Below are 14,442 nucleotides of genomic sequence, written 5' to 3'. Positions count from 1 at the left end.
TATTGTGAATTATTCTATGGAAATAGTGAGAGTAAACCTCTGTAGTAACGATCTCTGAATCGTTAATCTTCGGATTAGCGGTGGTTTGAGCCCAAAATCGGCGGATTTTGACGATTCACGATGCCGCACATAATTAACATATGTTATAGTTCAGGAATAAACATGGATGCATTTCCCAGAGGGACGTAATATACTGGTGCAGATAGTATTCGATGAATAGATATCAGTATCGACCCACTTGTCACTGTGCCGTAATTAATTATTCTCGAGTAGAGAACGATTCCGACTCAGAATTACTGGAAATAAGAGAGTTCGTTGCGCAGGGATTAGATCGCCAGCAATAGTAAGACCACAATAATAATACGGTTGTTATTAGATTAGACAACTTTCCAATGAGTAGAGTTAGTATATTTCTCCACTACATAGCGACCTAGTATGGGTATTTCGATAGTCGTCAATTGAGTCATAAAGTTTCAAACTCAAATATAGAAATTATTCTTATATATCCCAATTATTCATATTTTATAATTATATTCTTGGTGGTCGAAGACGACAGCGTCGATCACGATCGGAGTGATGTCGGAACGAAATGGCACCGAAACACAAATGTATTGACCGCATCCGTTCTGAAAACGAACGTATGACTCGAGTTGGACGGAAACGACCGAGCTCCGATCGAGTCTCTGAGAGCGAGACACACGCAGTTCAGTTCAGTTCGAGTACCAAGGATGTTATAGCTGCTGAAGATGCGCTTGAGTCTACGTTACAGAACATCGAGATACCGGAATCGATTCTCAGGAGAAATCCGACTGTTGATCCAATTAAGCAGAATACACTTTACCGGAACATCAAACAGAACCCAGAAATCTGGATAATCGGTGCTAATCGCCACGAGTATTCGTATGATAAATTCAAAAGCGTAACAAAGCAACTAAATTCGATATTCAAATTCGTCAATGATGAAGATGTCGGGATACAGACAAAGAACAAAGAGACAGACAATTGGGCGATTGGGCCTGTAATATATGGAGGAAATGAATGGTTGAATGGGAATAGTTACAATGCAATTATTAATGGTCGTCAAAATTTTTATGAAGACGAAGATATAGATACCGCGATCAAGAAATCACTTGAAACAGTGAAGACAGATATTCGCTTTGTCCTCGTGAAATATTATGGCATTCTGACGACGCTTCTCGAGCACATCGATACAGAGGTACCTGACTGGATGTCTCGATCTTGAACCGGGACTACTCTCTCAATTCGATCTATTGTTCGTGATGACTGATTCACCAGAAGAAAAGCAGGACGAGAAGGTTGCAGAACACATATTGCAGACAAATTATGCCGGACAGTTAAGTGCACAACAGGGCAATATGGAATCGATAGATGTGTCGCAAGAGGTGGTAGAAGACCAATTAGAAGAAGTTACTCCTGAGATCAGCCCTAAGTTGTTACGAAAGTATATTGCGTATTCTCGAATAAACTGTCATCCACGGTTTACGGAAGAGGCTCGAGAGAAAATCAAAGAGTTCTATGTCGATATAAGGTCCAAGGTAGACAATGAAGATCAACCAGTTCCAGTGTCTGCTCGGAAATTAGAAGGACTTGTACGCTTAGCAGAGGCAAGTGCTCGTATCCGATTATCGGATCACGTCAGTCTAGAGGATGCAGAGCGAGTCGTCAAACTGGCTCGTTCGTGTTTTAGAGATATAGGTATTGATCCAGAAATAGAAGAAACAGATATTGAGCTTGTTGAATCAGGAACGTCAAATACACATTATGATCGAGTAGAGAACGTGAAGCAGTTGATTTCAAAGATCACACCCTGTCCTAAAAATTTTTGTGGTTTAGTCTGGGTGCAGAGTATTTCAAAACCTATGGCAGATGATATGGCAGTTCCTTTTTAAGTTCCGACGCATATATTATATAAATGGCAGCAAGGTGGTTTTGACTTCCAAGAATCTTCTCGCCTTGTTGTCACAAATCCCTGCATTTCGTAGTAGTGACGGTTTGCGTTTCCCGTCTTGCGATTCAAAGGTTGGTTGACCTTTACTGTCCACACATATCTCCACGGTATTTGACGGATTTATGTCATTGCTGCGCTATCAGGCAAAATCACACACGGTTGTACGTCCAACGTGCTCATAATGGATGGAGTTGGGATCTTCGGTTTGACACCTCATTGCATTCTTTTCCAACTCTTTTGCGAGTGTCTCGAAGTCACTCCCATTTACTTCGATTAAATCAAACTATGTCTAATAATCAAACCACAATTCGCCTTACATCCGAAGAGTTAGATGCTCTACGTAAGGCCACAGCGGAGACTGTCCGATGCGAAGTTTAGAAAACGGGCCGCCGGTCAAGGGCTCGAGAAAATCACTCGGATCGCGCCACTCGGAGTCCACAACTTCGTCAAGCTTTGTAACGATTCGGTCTTGGACGTGTGGATCGAGTCCAGCAAATTGGTCAGCAGCGTGCGGCGTGAATTTCCAAGTCCAGTCCTCGTCACTCCTCATCCTCGCCTCGATCCATCATTTCGATAACGTCCTCTCGAGAAACTAACTCTGCGCTGCCGGAGCGTCGTTCGTACTCGCTCGCGGCGATCTGTTTCCATCCCTCTCGAGAGAATTCGGGATGTTTTATCGCGTCACGAGCCGCATACCGGAGGAATTCGCTCCGGGAGTTGAACCCCTGTTCTTCCCACGTCATATCGATATCCTCGAGGAACGACTTGCTCAAACGGAGATTGATCTGAACCATCTCCGGGCCACCGTCTCCGCCCGCGGTATCAGCATTGGACATATACAGATGCTTTACAGCCGCATATAGAAAAACCCTCTCACGGTCCTCGGCGAGTTGTTACAATTTTCCGGTGGTCTCTCTCGCAATCTCCCAGAAGAATTTTCGTCTGTCCGTCCCGTATACTTGTAGCCTCGGTACTGCGAACAATTGATCAGCACAGCAACGTTCTCATCTTTATAGTATGCTATAGCTTCATAAAAATTACCGTTGAAGTTGAGAGCAGATGTGTTCGTTTTTTCGCCCATATATCTCGGAGCCTCTGAGTCGTACAGATACACATCTAAGTCGCTCCAGTCTCGTTCTGAAAGTTCAAAACCTCCACCCACACCGCCGTTAGCAACGTTTGTAGCGAACAAGTCTCTGTCATCCGTTCGATACAATAGGTATGCAACTATTGTACCGGGGACCAAACTCAGCATGATGAACCAGAATGATATGTTAAAGAAATCACCTAAGCGAGTCCCGAACGGCTCGAACCCAAATACATCGAGCACACCCAAGAAAGCTATCGCAAGAAGTATTGATAGTGGAACTATGCCTATAACCGTTATTTTGACCCAGTAAAGAATTGTTTTGATACCATCCCCTATATACTGTAGATTGGTCTTGTATGGTTTCTCCGTTGACTCATCCTTCGTCTTGTTTGGATTCTCTTTTGAATCGTCCTGTTGGTAAGTCTCATCACTCATGCTCCGAACACCTGTTTACCGCCTGTGATTTTGTCGATGAAATTGAACAGGAGAAGCCCATTGACCTGCCTCATTTGCATCATACGCCCCGGAGAATTCTCCGCTACTATTGAGCTCTATTGACTCAACTTCAAACTCAACATTGTTATTTAATTCAGCTATGCTATCTCGATCGAATGATGTGAGGAGTTCGCGATCGTCTATCGTACCTTCTGAGTTGAGTTGCCCTACAACGAGGTTGGCATCTTTACCTTTGTAATCACTTATCTGTGGTCCATCCGCTTCCTCCAAGTCTAACGGGATATCACCGGTTCCAAACACACCTGCATTTTTCAATCTAGCATCGACTCCCATTCCATCTGGGGTTTCCATCCGAATATTATGTAGTTGAATGTTGGTTTCTGCTTTCTCGAGATCTGCCCGAAGTGAAATCGGTGATCCCTTCCAAACGGATACGTTGTCAGAGACTTTGTATTCGTTGTCCTCACTTACGAGTGAGACCTCCTCTGGTTGAGTATCCCCGTCTATTGTTGTTGCACCTGCCACCCCTGCCATCGGTGCGAGCACCATGAGTATAGCAATTCCTACTACAGCCGCTACTTTAGTCATAATATCTTGACTAACTGCAGGATAGTTATTTCTTTCTCTTTACTCAATTAACATCTTGGGGCAGGTAGTTCGTCATATTGATTTGGCAACTCCAATACGTTCATCGGCGGTCGAGTCGGTTCCGAAGGTGCCTTGAAATACTACCGATTGAATCACCAAAGCCAGTCCTCCAATGGATATCAGCAGTCGTAAATTTCTCACACTCTGGTCGGTGCTCATACCTCCAAAACACATGGAAAAATGATAAATTTTTTGCAGTATCTCTCTGTTCGGTTAGCTCCCTGTACTGAACAATCTCCACCCTGGCAATCAATCAGAATCTCGTGCGACATTCGCGCTATGTATCTTGCACGGAAGCGAGAACATCTATTGCAATTGGTAGAACGTCCAGCGGTAAGTTCGCAGGTATAGTTACCGCTTAGTACAAGAAGTTCAGTTACTGGACCATTCAAAGATAACCTGGAGCAGAAGATAGAACGGCAGAAGATAGATTATTAGCATAGATACGCCGCCGCCAATATCACGAAAGAGTTCGTTTGTAGCTCCAGACATGGTCTCGAGAGCAATTACAGCCAGCAAAAATGTGATGAGAGCGAGAAACCAATCCGTCCTATTCATACATTGGTTTTTAAATTGACAGTATACAAAAGCACCGCTTCGATAAGTCCACATCAGTAGGAACTACAAGACGCTCTCCAGGTTCGAGTTCATCCTCTGACGCTACTATGTGTTCGCTCATGATTAGATATCTAGATCAAATAATTCTGCAGCATTTCCGGAGAGGACTTTCTTGCGACCTTCCTTAGGTACGTTACTCTGCAAATGTTTATCTAGTGCATCTGGGTGGTCAAAATCCCAATGAGGATAATCACTAGCAAAAAGTAGTGATTCTGGACCAACCATGTCTATAATCTGCTCCATATGAACCTGATTATTCGGCTCTCCAATCGGCTGGGTTGCGAAACTAAATTGATCACGAATATATTCTTCGGGACTCTTTTCCAGCAAAGGAACTTCAGCGCGTCGGATAGAACATTCCTTATTCAACCGATACATCATATATGGAACCCATCCAAGTCCAGCCTCAAGCATTATGAAATTAAGGCCAGGGAATTTTTCTGGAGTCCCATTTACTATTAAGCTAGTTAATGTTAACATCTGACTCCAAGAATGTGCCAGAACGTGGGTTGAAAGAAACCGCTCCAGTGATTGATTCTGGCGAGGGAACTCATACATGAACCCGTTAGAGTCAATAGATCAATAGTACAGAGATCCAGTGTCTCGACCTTTATCGTTCCGATATAACAAACGGTCGTGGAAAACATCTTAGAATGGGGAAAACCTGTCAAATAACACCAGTAAACCAAATAAATATAGGTGAATCTGTAGATTAGCGGCTCAAATATCGTTCTAGGAGAGAAGTTGACGGGAGACTCGTTCCTCACCTCAATATGTTTGCCATTTGCAAACGCCATTGAAAAGGGGAATTGTGATATACTCGTTGTGTGCTTGGTGGTGCTGTGAACGACGAGGTCAGCACCCAGTTCGAGCGGGGCCTGGTAGTACGGACTCGCAAAGCCCGTATATGATGAATTCCCCAATCATACAATAATACATTATTTCTCTTCTAACAATTATTTGTCTTTATCTATTGTCGGATCAATCAAGTAGTTAGAAAATGAGTGAGGATCATAATCCAACGGAACCAAGAGAGGACGAAAAAAGGAATTTGGGAGGAGACCTGCCTAACGAAGAAGTGCTTGATGACGCCATAAAAGAACTTAAACAAGTTGAGAATTGGTCGCTATCCCAGATCGACGCCTTAGAAACGAAATCTACCACAATATATTCTTTCTTAGTTGGTGGATCTGGCATCTTCACATCCCTCTTAGCATTAATATCCCTATTGAATTCCTCTGGGCTTGGAATAGCAGATCCAATCTTCTATCAATTTATTGCTAGAAACATATACATCAACATTGGGATTGTATTTTTTATAACATCTATCGGATTCGCGCTTCTTGGAAGCAGTAATCATGTAGTTGCTCACGGTATCCAGGCTCAGAATGTGAAAGAGATACGTGAAAATAATGGATTGACTAAGACGGAGTTGAAAAAAATGCTTTTAACTCTAATCGTTCCTTCGTCGCCGTATGCGAGTTCTTCTGGTGAGTCCTGAATCGAGAGTTCGGTTCGTGTTTGCTCCAGAGAGACATTCACTTCCGTTTCGCTTCCGAGATACGCTGACTCAGTAGCTGGGACATATGTAATAGCGAGTGAGTCGGTAGAGACGTTCTCCATCGCTGGTCGATAGTCGAATTGAATCTCTCCCTCGCTATCCGTGTCAATCGTAATCGTCTGCCCTTCGACGGTAAATTGAATCGTCTCTTTTTCGAGGATTGAACCATCAGCGGTCTCGATTTCACCGGAAACAGAGAGTGGGTCAGTATACGATGCAGTTCCTTGGCTTGATTGAAGGTTTAAATTAGTGTGAACGAATTCGGTTTGGCGGATATCAGCTTGTATCTCTTGTATACTTCTATTTCGTTCAGCAGTTGCGTTCTGTAAGTCAGAAAAATCCCGCTCAACCACAACGGAGAGATTTTCATAGAGGTGAGCTAACTCTCCACTCGAATCTTCGATCTCCGCAGCTAGTACATTTAACTCTCGAGCGAGATTGCGTGCTCGTTCGTCATCGCCCGCCGCAACAGCATCGTCGCCCCAACACGAGATTTATTATTATCATGAGCTATGAAAAGTCAATTTAATCCTGAAAAGATAACAAATACAGGTTCGTTGAATACTCTGGTGAAATGGACGACCTCACCGGATTCCAACGCGACCTCCTGTATGTGATCAACGGTGCCGACCGGCCAAAAACAAATAGTCTACAAGACACGTATCCAGACAGATCCATTTGCCACCGCCGTCGAATCAGTGATCGTCAAACCAAGGAGAAACACGCACATGGTCCTGTGTACAGATGATTCAAATCCATCCAAACTGAAAGCGACAGTTCGATCGGCTCGAGCAAACGGTACTGTGGTAACAGTCCTGTTAACACCGACAGTGCTGTTCGAAGCTGATGGACTCGCTGATGCTGAAAACGCATACGAATCCTACCACTCGTTCGAAAAACTACGGCGTGACCTCAACCAGCTGGATGGCGTTTCAGCACTCGAGGTCGGGCCTGGGGATCGACTAACAGCAGTTCTCGCTGCTGGAGGACAAACAAATGATTGAACAGCCACTTCCAAAGCGAACATCTACTGACTCGTTGCCGTTCACAACGAAATCGATCCGCAGAGACTGGCCAGAATTGCTCGCCATTGCCGGCTTGTGGCTTCTATTAGGCGGAACCACTGGTCTAGTCGGTGTGATCGGTGGGATTGTAACAGTAGCAATCTGGTACAGTTTCGGTATTCCATTTACGCTCGCTGTCGGGCATTTATTGGTTCTTGTTGTCTATCCGGATGGGATCCCACAGAATACGTTCCTTTTGATCGAAAGTGCGTTTTTTGCCCTTATCGTCCTATCTGTTATTCGAATCAAAGCTGGAGTTGAAGCAACAGTAGTCAGTATCATCGCACTAATTTCTCCAGATGCATCCCTCGGAACGCTGCCGTCACTGGGATTATTCCTGAGTGCTGATGGCGAGTATTCTCTCGAAACAAATACTAATTTGATACTATCGATGGCTGTTGCTCCCAAAATTTCCTCTTTGATCTGATCATCAGCGAACTCTGCTGGATTCGTTGTCGCTAGCTCTGTTTCTCCCGGCACGTTTGCGGCGACATCGTGAGCGTCGATTACAATCCAGAAATCTTCCTCGTCTTGAGCCCGGAGTTGAGTCAATTCGTTCTGTACCGATTCGTGCAAGCTAATCCTCAACCAGCCTTGGAACGTTGAGTAGAGCGTCTCCTTTCGCGCCTCGGCTCGCTGTTCTATTTCACGAATTACCTCCCGCAATTCATCAGTGACCTTGTAGACACCTCTCCCGGCTTTATCCTCGTAGAAATCCTCTAAATATCTCCAAGCAGAATTTTCATCCCGGTCAATTTCTGACTGAATTTCCACAATATCACTCTCACTTAACTCTCCCTGGTAATTGACCTTTACCTCTTGGATGTTCCGGAGAACCCCGCTCCGGTGATCCTTGATAAACGTTTGAATACAAAATCTCCGAGACCAAGATCACCGAGATGAAGGGACGCAGTTTATAGACTTAGGACGTTTCAACGCTTTAGCTTCAGCTCTCACACCAGTTCTGCCGATCAATCCTCTGGATTGCATAGCCAAGCGCTAGCGCGGTCATAATGGACTGATGGGCGAATCCGAGGATTGAGAAAGTTTCGAAAAGCTGCAAAAAAATCAACGGCAGTGTGAAACTAAGTACCATTGCATCGGTTGAGTTCAACGAAGGCCTGGAGATATACTGGACAATAGTGTATTGAGTAGCAATATACAGCATCCCTCCGACTATCCCTGTGTGAATGAAGACCCGAACGTATGAGCTATGTGGAGAGAGTCCGTTGAACCGGGCAGGAGTGTAGGGGTCTAACACAGTATTGGACGTATTGTATCCAATTCCTGTGAGCCAATTTGGCCGGATAATTTCAGCGGCAGCATCCCATAATAGTATTCGATCAGTAAAATTCACTGGGAGTGTTTGTAGCAAACTTATGTTAGGTGATATGACCGAGATCATTACAAGTAGGATAGTAACGATCTCCTGCGGGAAAAGCTATCTTCGGTAGTGTGAATCAGTCAATACTACTAAATTCTGATTGCCCAGTAGTGATGTCCACAGGTAATTAATTTACGTTCATTTTCATCATAGGGCTATCGAATTGGGAATATTTCTACGCTATCGGGTCCGCTAAGACAGGGGAATGCGATAGCGTCAGCTACATTTCACCACTTTCGAGTCTGTGACTAGTCATTTTACTAATCATTCACAGTGAGTAATAGCGAGTATGCAGCCCACTCATGCACAAACTCGTTAGCCAAATCATTCGTGTCCAGCACCATCTCGACGGCATCCGTACCTTTTTCGACTCTACAGCACGACAGTATCAACGATTTCAATATCGAACCTCTCAAACTATCATCAGAAATTTATTATGATAACTACGGAGCGTGCATATTGTTGTCAAGCTAAATAATATTATGATTATTATCGGATCATGGATAGAGTTAATAATCACTACGTGAGGGATTACTTTGATGCCAGGACTTCAGACGGTGCCACACCAAGAGTACCAGTGTCCAGAATGTGATGGTGTTTTGGGTTGTAATCAAGGAGCATGGGAATGTTTTAATTGTGATTACGTCCCATTCCATGGTGCAGATTAAGAACCAATGAAGTCAGAAACACCTATAGAAGGAATTATCGTCGAACGGGTGTTCTTGTTCCTCGTACTCTCGCTTGAGGACGTAACTCTTCGAAAAATATTCGGTCGTTCCGACAAGCAGTCCCTGCTCGACGAGAAAATCGCTCGATTTCTTTTCTGCGACGCCGACGAGATATGTGACGATATCCGCGATCAGACAGAATTTCTGAATGCTGTTATCCCACTCGCCACGGATGTCGACCATCCGGAAGGCATACGCGTCCGTTCGCCGGTTCACCCGATCAACGACCAGGTTGAGTCGCCGGATGGGATCCCGGTCGTAATTCCCGAGCACAAAATATGAGCGCTTGTTTTCGTAGACGGGGGATAGTTCACTCAGCGCATGGAGGATTTTCTCGTTGTCTCCCAGCGATATCTCTTCGTCGTCAAGTTGCTCTTTCGCACTTTTAAGTACTTCATCAGGAACAGGCAACTCTTCGTCGGACAAAGTAAACGTATTCGTGGCAGATACAAAGTATTTGTGAACTAAATTAACTGTTCGTGTGGGTCGTTTTACTGTAGGGTGAATTACCCCAGAGTAAATTACTTGCCGCTGCATCGTATACTGTGACCACCTGATAATGATCTCGAGATACTCACCTACAGTAATGACGGCACGTTTGAATACGTCTCTCCGTCGCACGTTTTTTTCAAAAGATGCAACCGATCTCGTCTCGATAGAGACTCGAGATGGAAACGAATTCACGGTCACGCCAGAACACAAACTCCTCGTCGTAGACGAAACGGGACTCTCGTGGTGCCAGGCCGAGTCGCTTTCCGGTGACGAACGGATCGTTCGACCACTGGAAACACCCGTTGCTGCTAGGGACTCGTCTACGTCGCTGGATTGGCTCTCGTCGATGGACGGCGATCGAACGTTCGTTACTGTCTCGGAATCGTTCGCCGAACGATACGAGATTCCAGCCGAAGAGAACTACATAAAACAGAAGAAGGCGGTAATTGGTTGTCTTCGTCGTGGATATTCAGTTGACGAAATTGCCTCAGAGCACGACATCTCTCGGAAAACCGCCGCAAATTACGCACGAACCATATCAATCCCGTTGGATGAACCATCGAAAACCTGTTCGCTGACATATCTTCGATCGCTTGACGTAGCGAAATCGGAACTTCGATCACATGTCGAGTCCGTTCGCTATGTTGCGCCGAATAACCGACGATCGAGACCAATCACACCACCGTGGGAACTCACGCCGGATCTGGCACGCTTCGTTGGTCTTGCGATTAGCGAAGCACGGATCGAAAACGGCCGGATCAAGTTCTACAACGCAGAATACGTGACCGTTAGCACGAATATGCCGATCCAGCGGAGCGCAACAACGAGTCCAGCAACGACTAAGAAGAAATTTGAGATGACAACCATCGCGAGGATTACAAATGTCCCTCCAAGAGTTGCTTGAATAAGTTCACCAAGACCCGCAGACATATCTTCGATTGGCGCGATCGTCGTCCCAATTGCGTCGACGAATTGCAGCGGGATCGAGACCAAGGGGAACCAAACGAACGTTCCCATGAACACGATTCCGAGCCGCCTCAGGAGTCGCTTTCGGCGATAGTCACTCATCGACCCTGCGCGGAGCCCGATGAACGCGAACGAGATAATCACCATCATAATCGCCAGCGGCATAATATACGCCAGATACACATCCTGATACAGACTTGCCCATGGCTCCCCATCTGGAGTTCCAACAACGATATACTGAGAGTCCGATTCCGGTGCTGGAACACCGACAACGGGCTCCAAAAGCGCTCCGTAGATATCGTTTACCAGCCCAAGAATTGCGTCGGTGAACCTCTCAATAACGTTTTGAATCCCATCTTCGACTTGGTCCTGTAGCCATGGCATTTAGTTCTCACCGCCAGTAGAATCCGAGTCGGTTGGACTGCCCTCGACAATCGTAAGGTCACACGACTGGTCACCACCGTACTCGATTTGCTGAGTATACGACGGATCTGGTCCTACCTGGACGACAGCTGTCACTGTCATCGGTTCTGTTCCTAACTCGCTGCAGTCTAGCGACCCTCCCGCACCACTCGTCTGGTAGATTTGGCCAAACGAATAAGCAGTCGTCTCTCCGGGCGGTAACCGCGTCTCATGGTGGAACTATTTGTTCGCGTCACGTGGCGAGAACTCTGGCAGAGGTTTCCTAAATTCATTATTGGTTTTATTGCACTAATATTCATTACGAGTATTGGTTTTCTTTCCCCTCGAGAAATTCATTCTATTGAAAATGCGTATGAGTGGTTATTTTTACTCGCGTTCGTTGGGTTAGGCACGGAATTGGAATTCCAACAACTTCGATCTAGCGGTTTGAGACCAATCGTCGCTGTTCTCATTGTCTTCACAAGTCTGAGCTCTATTTCGCTCATATTCTTCTCTTTTGTCATAACATAATATAGATGGTGAGAATACTCCCTTATCAATCTCTATTTGCTTAGAAATCAGAAACTGGGCCGGTCGCGCCATCATAATAATAATAATAATAATAAATTCCCTAACCAAATTATTTTCCCACCGTTTAGTCATTTTAATATATTTCTCCATAAACACTCCTGTATTTTTGTATAGACGGAACTAGGATTTCGTAACAAATTCTCTCAGTCCGTAGCACGTTTTGTGTTTCCATGCCATTTATTTCCAATTGGCATTTTGCGTTCTGTATTCGCTTGCCGACCGGACGAACTGTGCCTCTTTCGGCTCGTGTTGTTCTACTGTTGGCTTTTGGTGAGCTTTGGTTTCACGAATGATTCCGAGTTCGTTGACAATGAACGGCAGTAGCTCGACGTTATCTGGCGCTGAAGGGACGTGTGCAGTCAGTGGCCAGCGAGGAATGTACTGCTCGATCCAATCATATGGGATGTCGAGGTATCGTTCAAGTTGTTTAGATAGGGAGAGTGAATACGTCTCAGCAAGGTCAAGCGTGAGTTCATCTTCTAGCATCGTCAACTCGTGAAGTCTATTCCCAAAAATCCCTTCAGTTCGGGTCAGACAATCGAGAAAGAAAAATCGCTTCAACAACTGAGCAAACTCGTCTTCTAAACTCTGTTTGCTTCCGAGCATATAATCGAACTCAGCAGTTTTGAGTCGGGGTTCTGTCCCTGGACGAACAGTCGCTCCAAGATAAAACGCGAGCGGAGCAGCGTGGAACAGGTTTCGATACTTGGGTGGAATCGTTATTTGGACCTCGTTCTCTGGTTGGTCAATCCCGGTGCTCGCATATCTCCCAGAAGAACGACTAACAGAGATAATTGAGCGCCATGGACTACCGAAAAAGACTGAGAACACAATCACCGATCGCAATCACTTAGAAGATGAACTCAAAGAAATCCGAACAGAGGGTATCGCTTATGATATCGAAGAACGAATTCAGGGTTTACATTGCGTTGCTGTCCCAATATTTAAGAACGAGACAATTTCTGGTGCAATTAGTGTCTCTGGACCAAATAGCCGTCTGGATGACCAACGCATACAGAATGAAATCCTCCCAAAACTGGAACATGTCTCGAACATTATCGAATTGAATCAAACATATTCGTAATAGGTTAGTAGTTTACTGTGACACCGGAAAACCACGATTGACAGCCTTTTCAGGCCATATAATATCTCACTACACGAAATCTGAATTAAATACCATTTATAGATATTGCAAATAGTGAGTTATCAAATATTTAAAAGGATTTAAATGAGACTGTCTTAACAGCTCTTTGTATGCATCTGATCGCTTTGCCAGCATAATCTACTGGAAGTTGTAGCCAGAATGGTCCAAGCATAGCGGATCGAACCACTTCAGCAAGTACCGGCCGTCGCCGTTATCTAGCGATTTACGAAACCCAAATAGTGCTAATCGTCGAGTGGATCTCTCGAACCAGTACGACCGGCTGAATTAGACCAGATTGAGCTAACACGACTCAACGATCACTACTCGGACCTGATACGGCTAACAAAGCTGGTTCTCAGAAGCATCTATGTCCGGGAGTTCACTACTGGTTCTCAGCGTTCCTTTGCACTTCTTATCGACATGAATCAGGTTTTTGAACGAACCGTCGAACGGGCAGTCACTGAAGTGTTTGATGGCTATGCGCCCTATACCGTTGAATCTCAAACGACAACTCGAAATCTGGTCACAGATGGAAACCATACGATTTCAATTCGGCCAGACATCCTAGTGCGAGAGGAGCACCGAGAGCCGATACTCGTTGGAGATGCAAAATGGAAACTCAATCGCCCATCGAACGCTGATTTCTATCAAATGACCTCGTACCAATTCGCTCACGATGTACCGGGAGTTCTGATTTACCCTGAGCAGAGAGAAGAGATAGCTAGCCGATATACCGTCGTGGATCAGTATCCTCTTAGTTTAATTGAACTACCGATTCCGAAGCCGACGGAGAAATTCAACACGTATACTCGGAGACTTCGTAGTAAGTTAGAGGAGGAGCTGCTCTCACTCGTAGCTTCTGAGTGAGTAAAGCTTCAGAATTTTCTGGTGAGTAATTACGAAGAAACAAAACTACTTCTCGTGAGATCAATCTTTGACAAACTACCCATCTTTCAATGGAGCCAGGTGCTGGTACTACCACCATTGTCTGCCGGTATATCGACGATCAACGAAAGGTGGATTGAAAATATTCTTCTGAGATCTCATTTACTAGTCATACGGTCGGCAGTATTTCTAGTGATCCGCAGTTTACCTGTACTGACCAATTCGAACAGATCAAATCAGTAAGTACTCTCGTGCAAGATACGCGCTGTGTATGCAGCACGCTCGCGTAATTATCCATCGAAACTGGCGATTTCTCAGACAAACAGTACACACCTGCATAACGACTATTCTTGCAAGAAAGGTATCAAGAAAATAGTATTTGAACAGAGCCAAATTTTCCATTTTATCTTGATCAAACTGCCAACTAAATATAAAATACGTAAT

At 44.9% G+C, this 14,442-nt stretch carries 14 protein-coding genes and 7 pseudogenes; 8 read left to right on the top strand and 13 right to left on the bottom strand.

What is annotated here, in order from left to right; genetic code table 11:
• Window positions 1–589 precede the first annotated feature (589 nt).
• Together EL22_RS18270 and EL22_RS16730 are read left to right on the top strand one after the other, a co-directional pair.
• Window positions 590–1,243, top strand: coding sequence for a hypothetical protein (locus EL22_RS18270; protein WP_197075964.1), 654 nt, complete (start codon window positions 590–592; stop codon window positions 1,241–1,243).
• A gap of 37 nt (window positions 1,244–1,280) precedes the next feature.
• The gene (locus EL22_RS16730; RefSeq protein ID WP_231588016.1) at window positions 1,281–1,910 is read left to right on the top strand and encodes a hypothetical protein; all 630 of its coding nucleotides are present in this window, start codon (window positions 1,281–1,283) and stop codon (window positions 1,908–1,910) included.
• 420 nt (window positions 1,911–2,330) lie between these two features.
• Here the strand turns inward: EL22_RS16730 and EL22_RS19500 are convergent.
• The 7 genes and pseudogenes from EL22_RS19500 to EL22_RS19495 all read right to left on the bottom strand — a co-directional run.
• Window positions 2,331–2,519, bottom strand: a pseudogene (locus tag EL22_RS19500) (type II toxin-antitoxin system RelE/ParE family toxin); the annotation flags it as partial.
• Window positions 2,509–2,805, bottom strand: coding sequence for a ribbon-helix-helix domain-containing protein (locus tag EL22_RS15390; protein ID WP_050052297.1), 297 nt, complete (start codon window positions 2,803–2,805; stop codon window positions 2,509–2,511). The gene EL22_RS15390 and the pseudogene EL22_RS19500, both read right to left, overlap by 11 nt.
• 11 nt (window positions 2,806–2,816) lie before the next feature.
• Window positions 2,817–3,494 (bottom strand): hypothetical protein, encoded by a 678-nt coding sequence (locus EL22_RS15385; protein ID WP_050052296.1) that lies wholly within the window; start codon window positions 3,492–3,494, stop codon window positions 2,817–2,819.
• Window positions 3,495–3,509: 15 nt separating this feature from the next.
• Window positions 3,510–4,103, bottom strand: a complete 594-nt coding sequence (locus EL22_RS17675; RefSeq protein WP_156184234.1) for a hypothetical protein — start codon at window positions 4,101–4,103, stop codon at window positions 3,510–3,512.
• A gap of 72 nt (window positions 4,104–4,175) precedes the next feature.
• Entirely contained in the window at window positions 4,176–4,322 is a 147-nt protein-coding gene (locus EL22_RS17670) for a hypothetical protein (protein WP_156184233.1), read from the bottom strand.
• Between the two features lie 522 nt (window positions 4,323–4,844).
• Window positions 4,845–5,261, bottom strand: a complete 417-nt coding sequence (locus tag EL22_RS16725) for an amidohydrolase family protein (protein WP_231588015.1) — start codon at window positions 5,259–5,261, stop codon at window positions 4,845–4,847.
• Window positions 5,262–5,608: 347 nt separating this feature from the next.
• A pseudogene (locus EL22_RS19495) lies at window positions 5,609–5,680 on the bottom strand (PLP-dependent transferase); the annotation flags it as partial.
• A gap of 101 nt (window positions 5,681–5,781) precedes the next feature.
• Between EL22_RS19495 and EL22_RS17660 the strand changes: the two are divergent.
• Together EL22_RS17660 and EL22_RS19490 are read left to right on the top strand one after the other, a co-directional pair.
• Window positions 5,782–6,282, top strand: coding sequence for a hypothetical protein (locus EL22_RS17660; RefSeq protein WP_156184232.1), 501 nt, complete (start codon window positions 5,782–5,784; stop codon window positions 6,280–6,282).
• Window positions 6,283–6,916: 634 nt separating this feature from the next.
• Window positions 6,917–7,033, top strand: a pseudogene (locus EL22_RS19490) (PadR family transcriptional regulator); the annotation flags it as partial.
• A gap of 535 nt (window positions 7,034–7,568) precedes the next feature.
• On the opposite strand, the gene EL22_RS15375 reads toward EL22_RS19490, so the two are convergent.
• The 3 genes from EL22_RS15375 to EL22_RS15365 form a co-directional block, all read right to left on the bottom strand.
• On the bottom strand, window positions 7,569–8,180 hold the full coding sequence (locus EL22_RS15375) for a hypothetical protein (protein WP_050052294.1): 612 nt from the start codon (window positions 8,178–8,180) through the stop codon (window positions 7,569–7,571).
• Window positions 8,181–8,352: 172 nt separating this feature from the next.
• Window positions 8,353–8,823 (bottom strand): O-antigen ligase family protein, encoded by a 471-nt coding sequence (locus EL22_RS19485; RefSeq protein ID WP_394298912.1) that lies wholly within the window; start codon window positions 8,821–8,823, stop codon window positions 8,353–8,355.
• Between the two features lie 647 nt (window positions 8,824–9,470).
• The gene (locus tag EL22_RS15365; protein WP_231588013.1) at window positions 9,471–9,944 is read right to left on the bottom strand and encodes a hypothetical protein; all 474 of its coding nucleotides are present in this window, start codon (window positions 9,942–9,944) and stop codon (window positions 9,471–9,473) included.
• Between the two features lie 126 nt (window positions 9,945–10,070).
• On the opposite strand from EL22_RS15365, the pseudogene EL22_RS18810 reads away from it, so the two are divergent.
• Window positions 10,071–10,788 (top strand): annotated as a pseudogene (locus EL22_RS18810) (Hint domain-containing protein); the annotation flags it as partial.
• Between the two features lie 8 nt (window positions 10,789–10,796).
• On the opposite strand, the pseudogene EL22_RS15360 reads toward EL22_RS18810, so the two are convergent.
• Both EL22_RS15360 and EL22_RS18805 read right to left on the bottom strand, forming a co-directional pair.
• Window positions 10,797–11,360: pseudogene (locus tag EL22_RS15360) on the bottom strand (hypothetical protein); the annotation flags it as partial.
• A pseudogene (locus EL22_RS18805) lies at window positions 11,361–11,618 on the bottom strand (hypothetical protein); the annotation flags it as partial. It abuts the pseudogene before it with no gap.
• Here EL22_RS18805 and EL22_RS19480 point away from each other — a divergent pair.
• Entirely contained in the window at window positions 11,610–11,909 is a 300-nt protein-coding gene (locus tag EL22_RS19480) for a putative sulfate exporter family transporter (RefSeq protein ID WP_082146862.1), read from the top strand. The pseudogene EL22_RS18805 and the gene EL22_RS19480 sit on opposite strands and share 9 nt — an antisense overlap.
• 237 nt (window positions 11,910–12,146) lie before the next feature.
• Here EL22_RS19480 and EL22_RS15350 read toward each other — a convergent pair whose 3' ends face one another.
• Window positions 12,147–12,575: a hypothetical protein gene (locus tag EL22_RS15350; RefSeq protein WP_050052291.1), complete on the bottom strand. Its 429-nt coding sequence runs from the start codon at window positions 12,573–12,575 to the stop codon at window positions 12,147–12,149.
• Window positions 12,576–12,723: 148 nt separating this feature from the next.
• Here EL22_RS15350 and EL22_RS16695 point away from each other — a divergent pair, with 148 nt between their 5' ends.
• Together EL22_RS16695 and EL22_RS19475 are read left to right on the top strand one after the other, a co-directional pair.
• A complete protein-coding gene (locus EL22_RS16695) occupies window positions 12,724–13,053 on the top strand; it encodes an IclR family transcriptional regulator (RefSeq protein ID WP_231588011.1) in 330 nt (109 codons plus the stop codon).
• A 348-nt stretch (window positions 13,054–13,401) separates the two neighbouring features.
• Window positions 13,402–13,980: pseudogene (locus EL22_RS19475) on the top strand (restriction endonuclease); the annotation flags it as partial.
• Window positions 13,981–14,442 lie beyond the last annotated feature (462 nt).

Source organism: Halostagnicola sp. A56 (assembly GCF_000691505.1).
Lineage (GTDB): Archaea > Halobacteriota > Halobacteria > Halobacteriales > Natrialbaceae > Halostagnicola.
Note: the sequence above shows the minus strand (reverse complement) of the source record. Positions and strands in the feature narration are given on the sequence as shown.

Excerpts from the sequence above, each read along its gene's own strand:
- EL22_RS18270 (WP_197075964.1), top strand. The coding sequence starts at position 590 with ATGGCACCGAAACACAAATGTATTGACCGCATCCGTTCTGAAAACGAA.
- EL22_RS17670 (WP_156184233.1), bottom strand. The coding sequence starts at position 4,322 with ATGAGCACCGACCAGAGTGTGAGAAATTTACGACTGCTGATATCCATT.
- EL22_RS17660 (WP_156184232.1), top strand. The coding sequence starts at position 5,782 with ATGAGTGAGGATCATAATCCAACGGAACCAAGAGAGGACGAAAAAAGG.
- EL22_RS19480 (WP_082146862.1), top strand. The coding sequence starts at position 11,610 with ATGGTGGAACTATTTGTTCGCGTCACGTGGCGAGAACTCTGGCAGAGG.
- EL22_RS15390 (WP_050052297.1), bottom strand. The coding sequence starts at position 2,805 with ATGTCCAATGCTGATACCGCGGGCGGAGACGGTGGCCCGGAGATGGTT.
- EL22_RS15385 (WP_050052296.1), bottom strand. The coding sequence starts at position 3,494 with ATGAGTGATGAGACTTACCAACAGGACGATTCAAAAGAGAATCCAAAC.
- EL22_RS15350 (WP_050052291.1), bottom strand. The coding sequence starts at position 12,575 with ATGCTCGGAAGCAAACAGAGTTTAGAAGACGAGTTTGCTCAGTTGTTG.
- EL22_RS16725 (WP_231588015.1), bottom strand. The coding sequence starts at position 5,261 with ATGTTAACATTAACTAGCTTAATAGTAAATGGGACTCCAGAAAAATTC.
- EL22_RS16730 (WP_231588016.1), top strand. The coding sequence starts at position 1,281 with ATGACTGATTCACCAGAAGAAAAGCAGGACGAGAAGGTTGCAGAACAC.
- EL22_RS17675 (WP_156184234.1), bottom strand. The coding sequence starts at position 4,103 with ATGACTAAAGTAGCGGCTGTAGTAGGAATTGCTATACTCATGGTGCTC.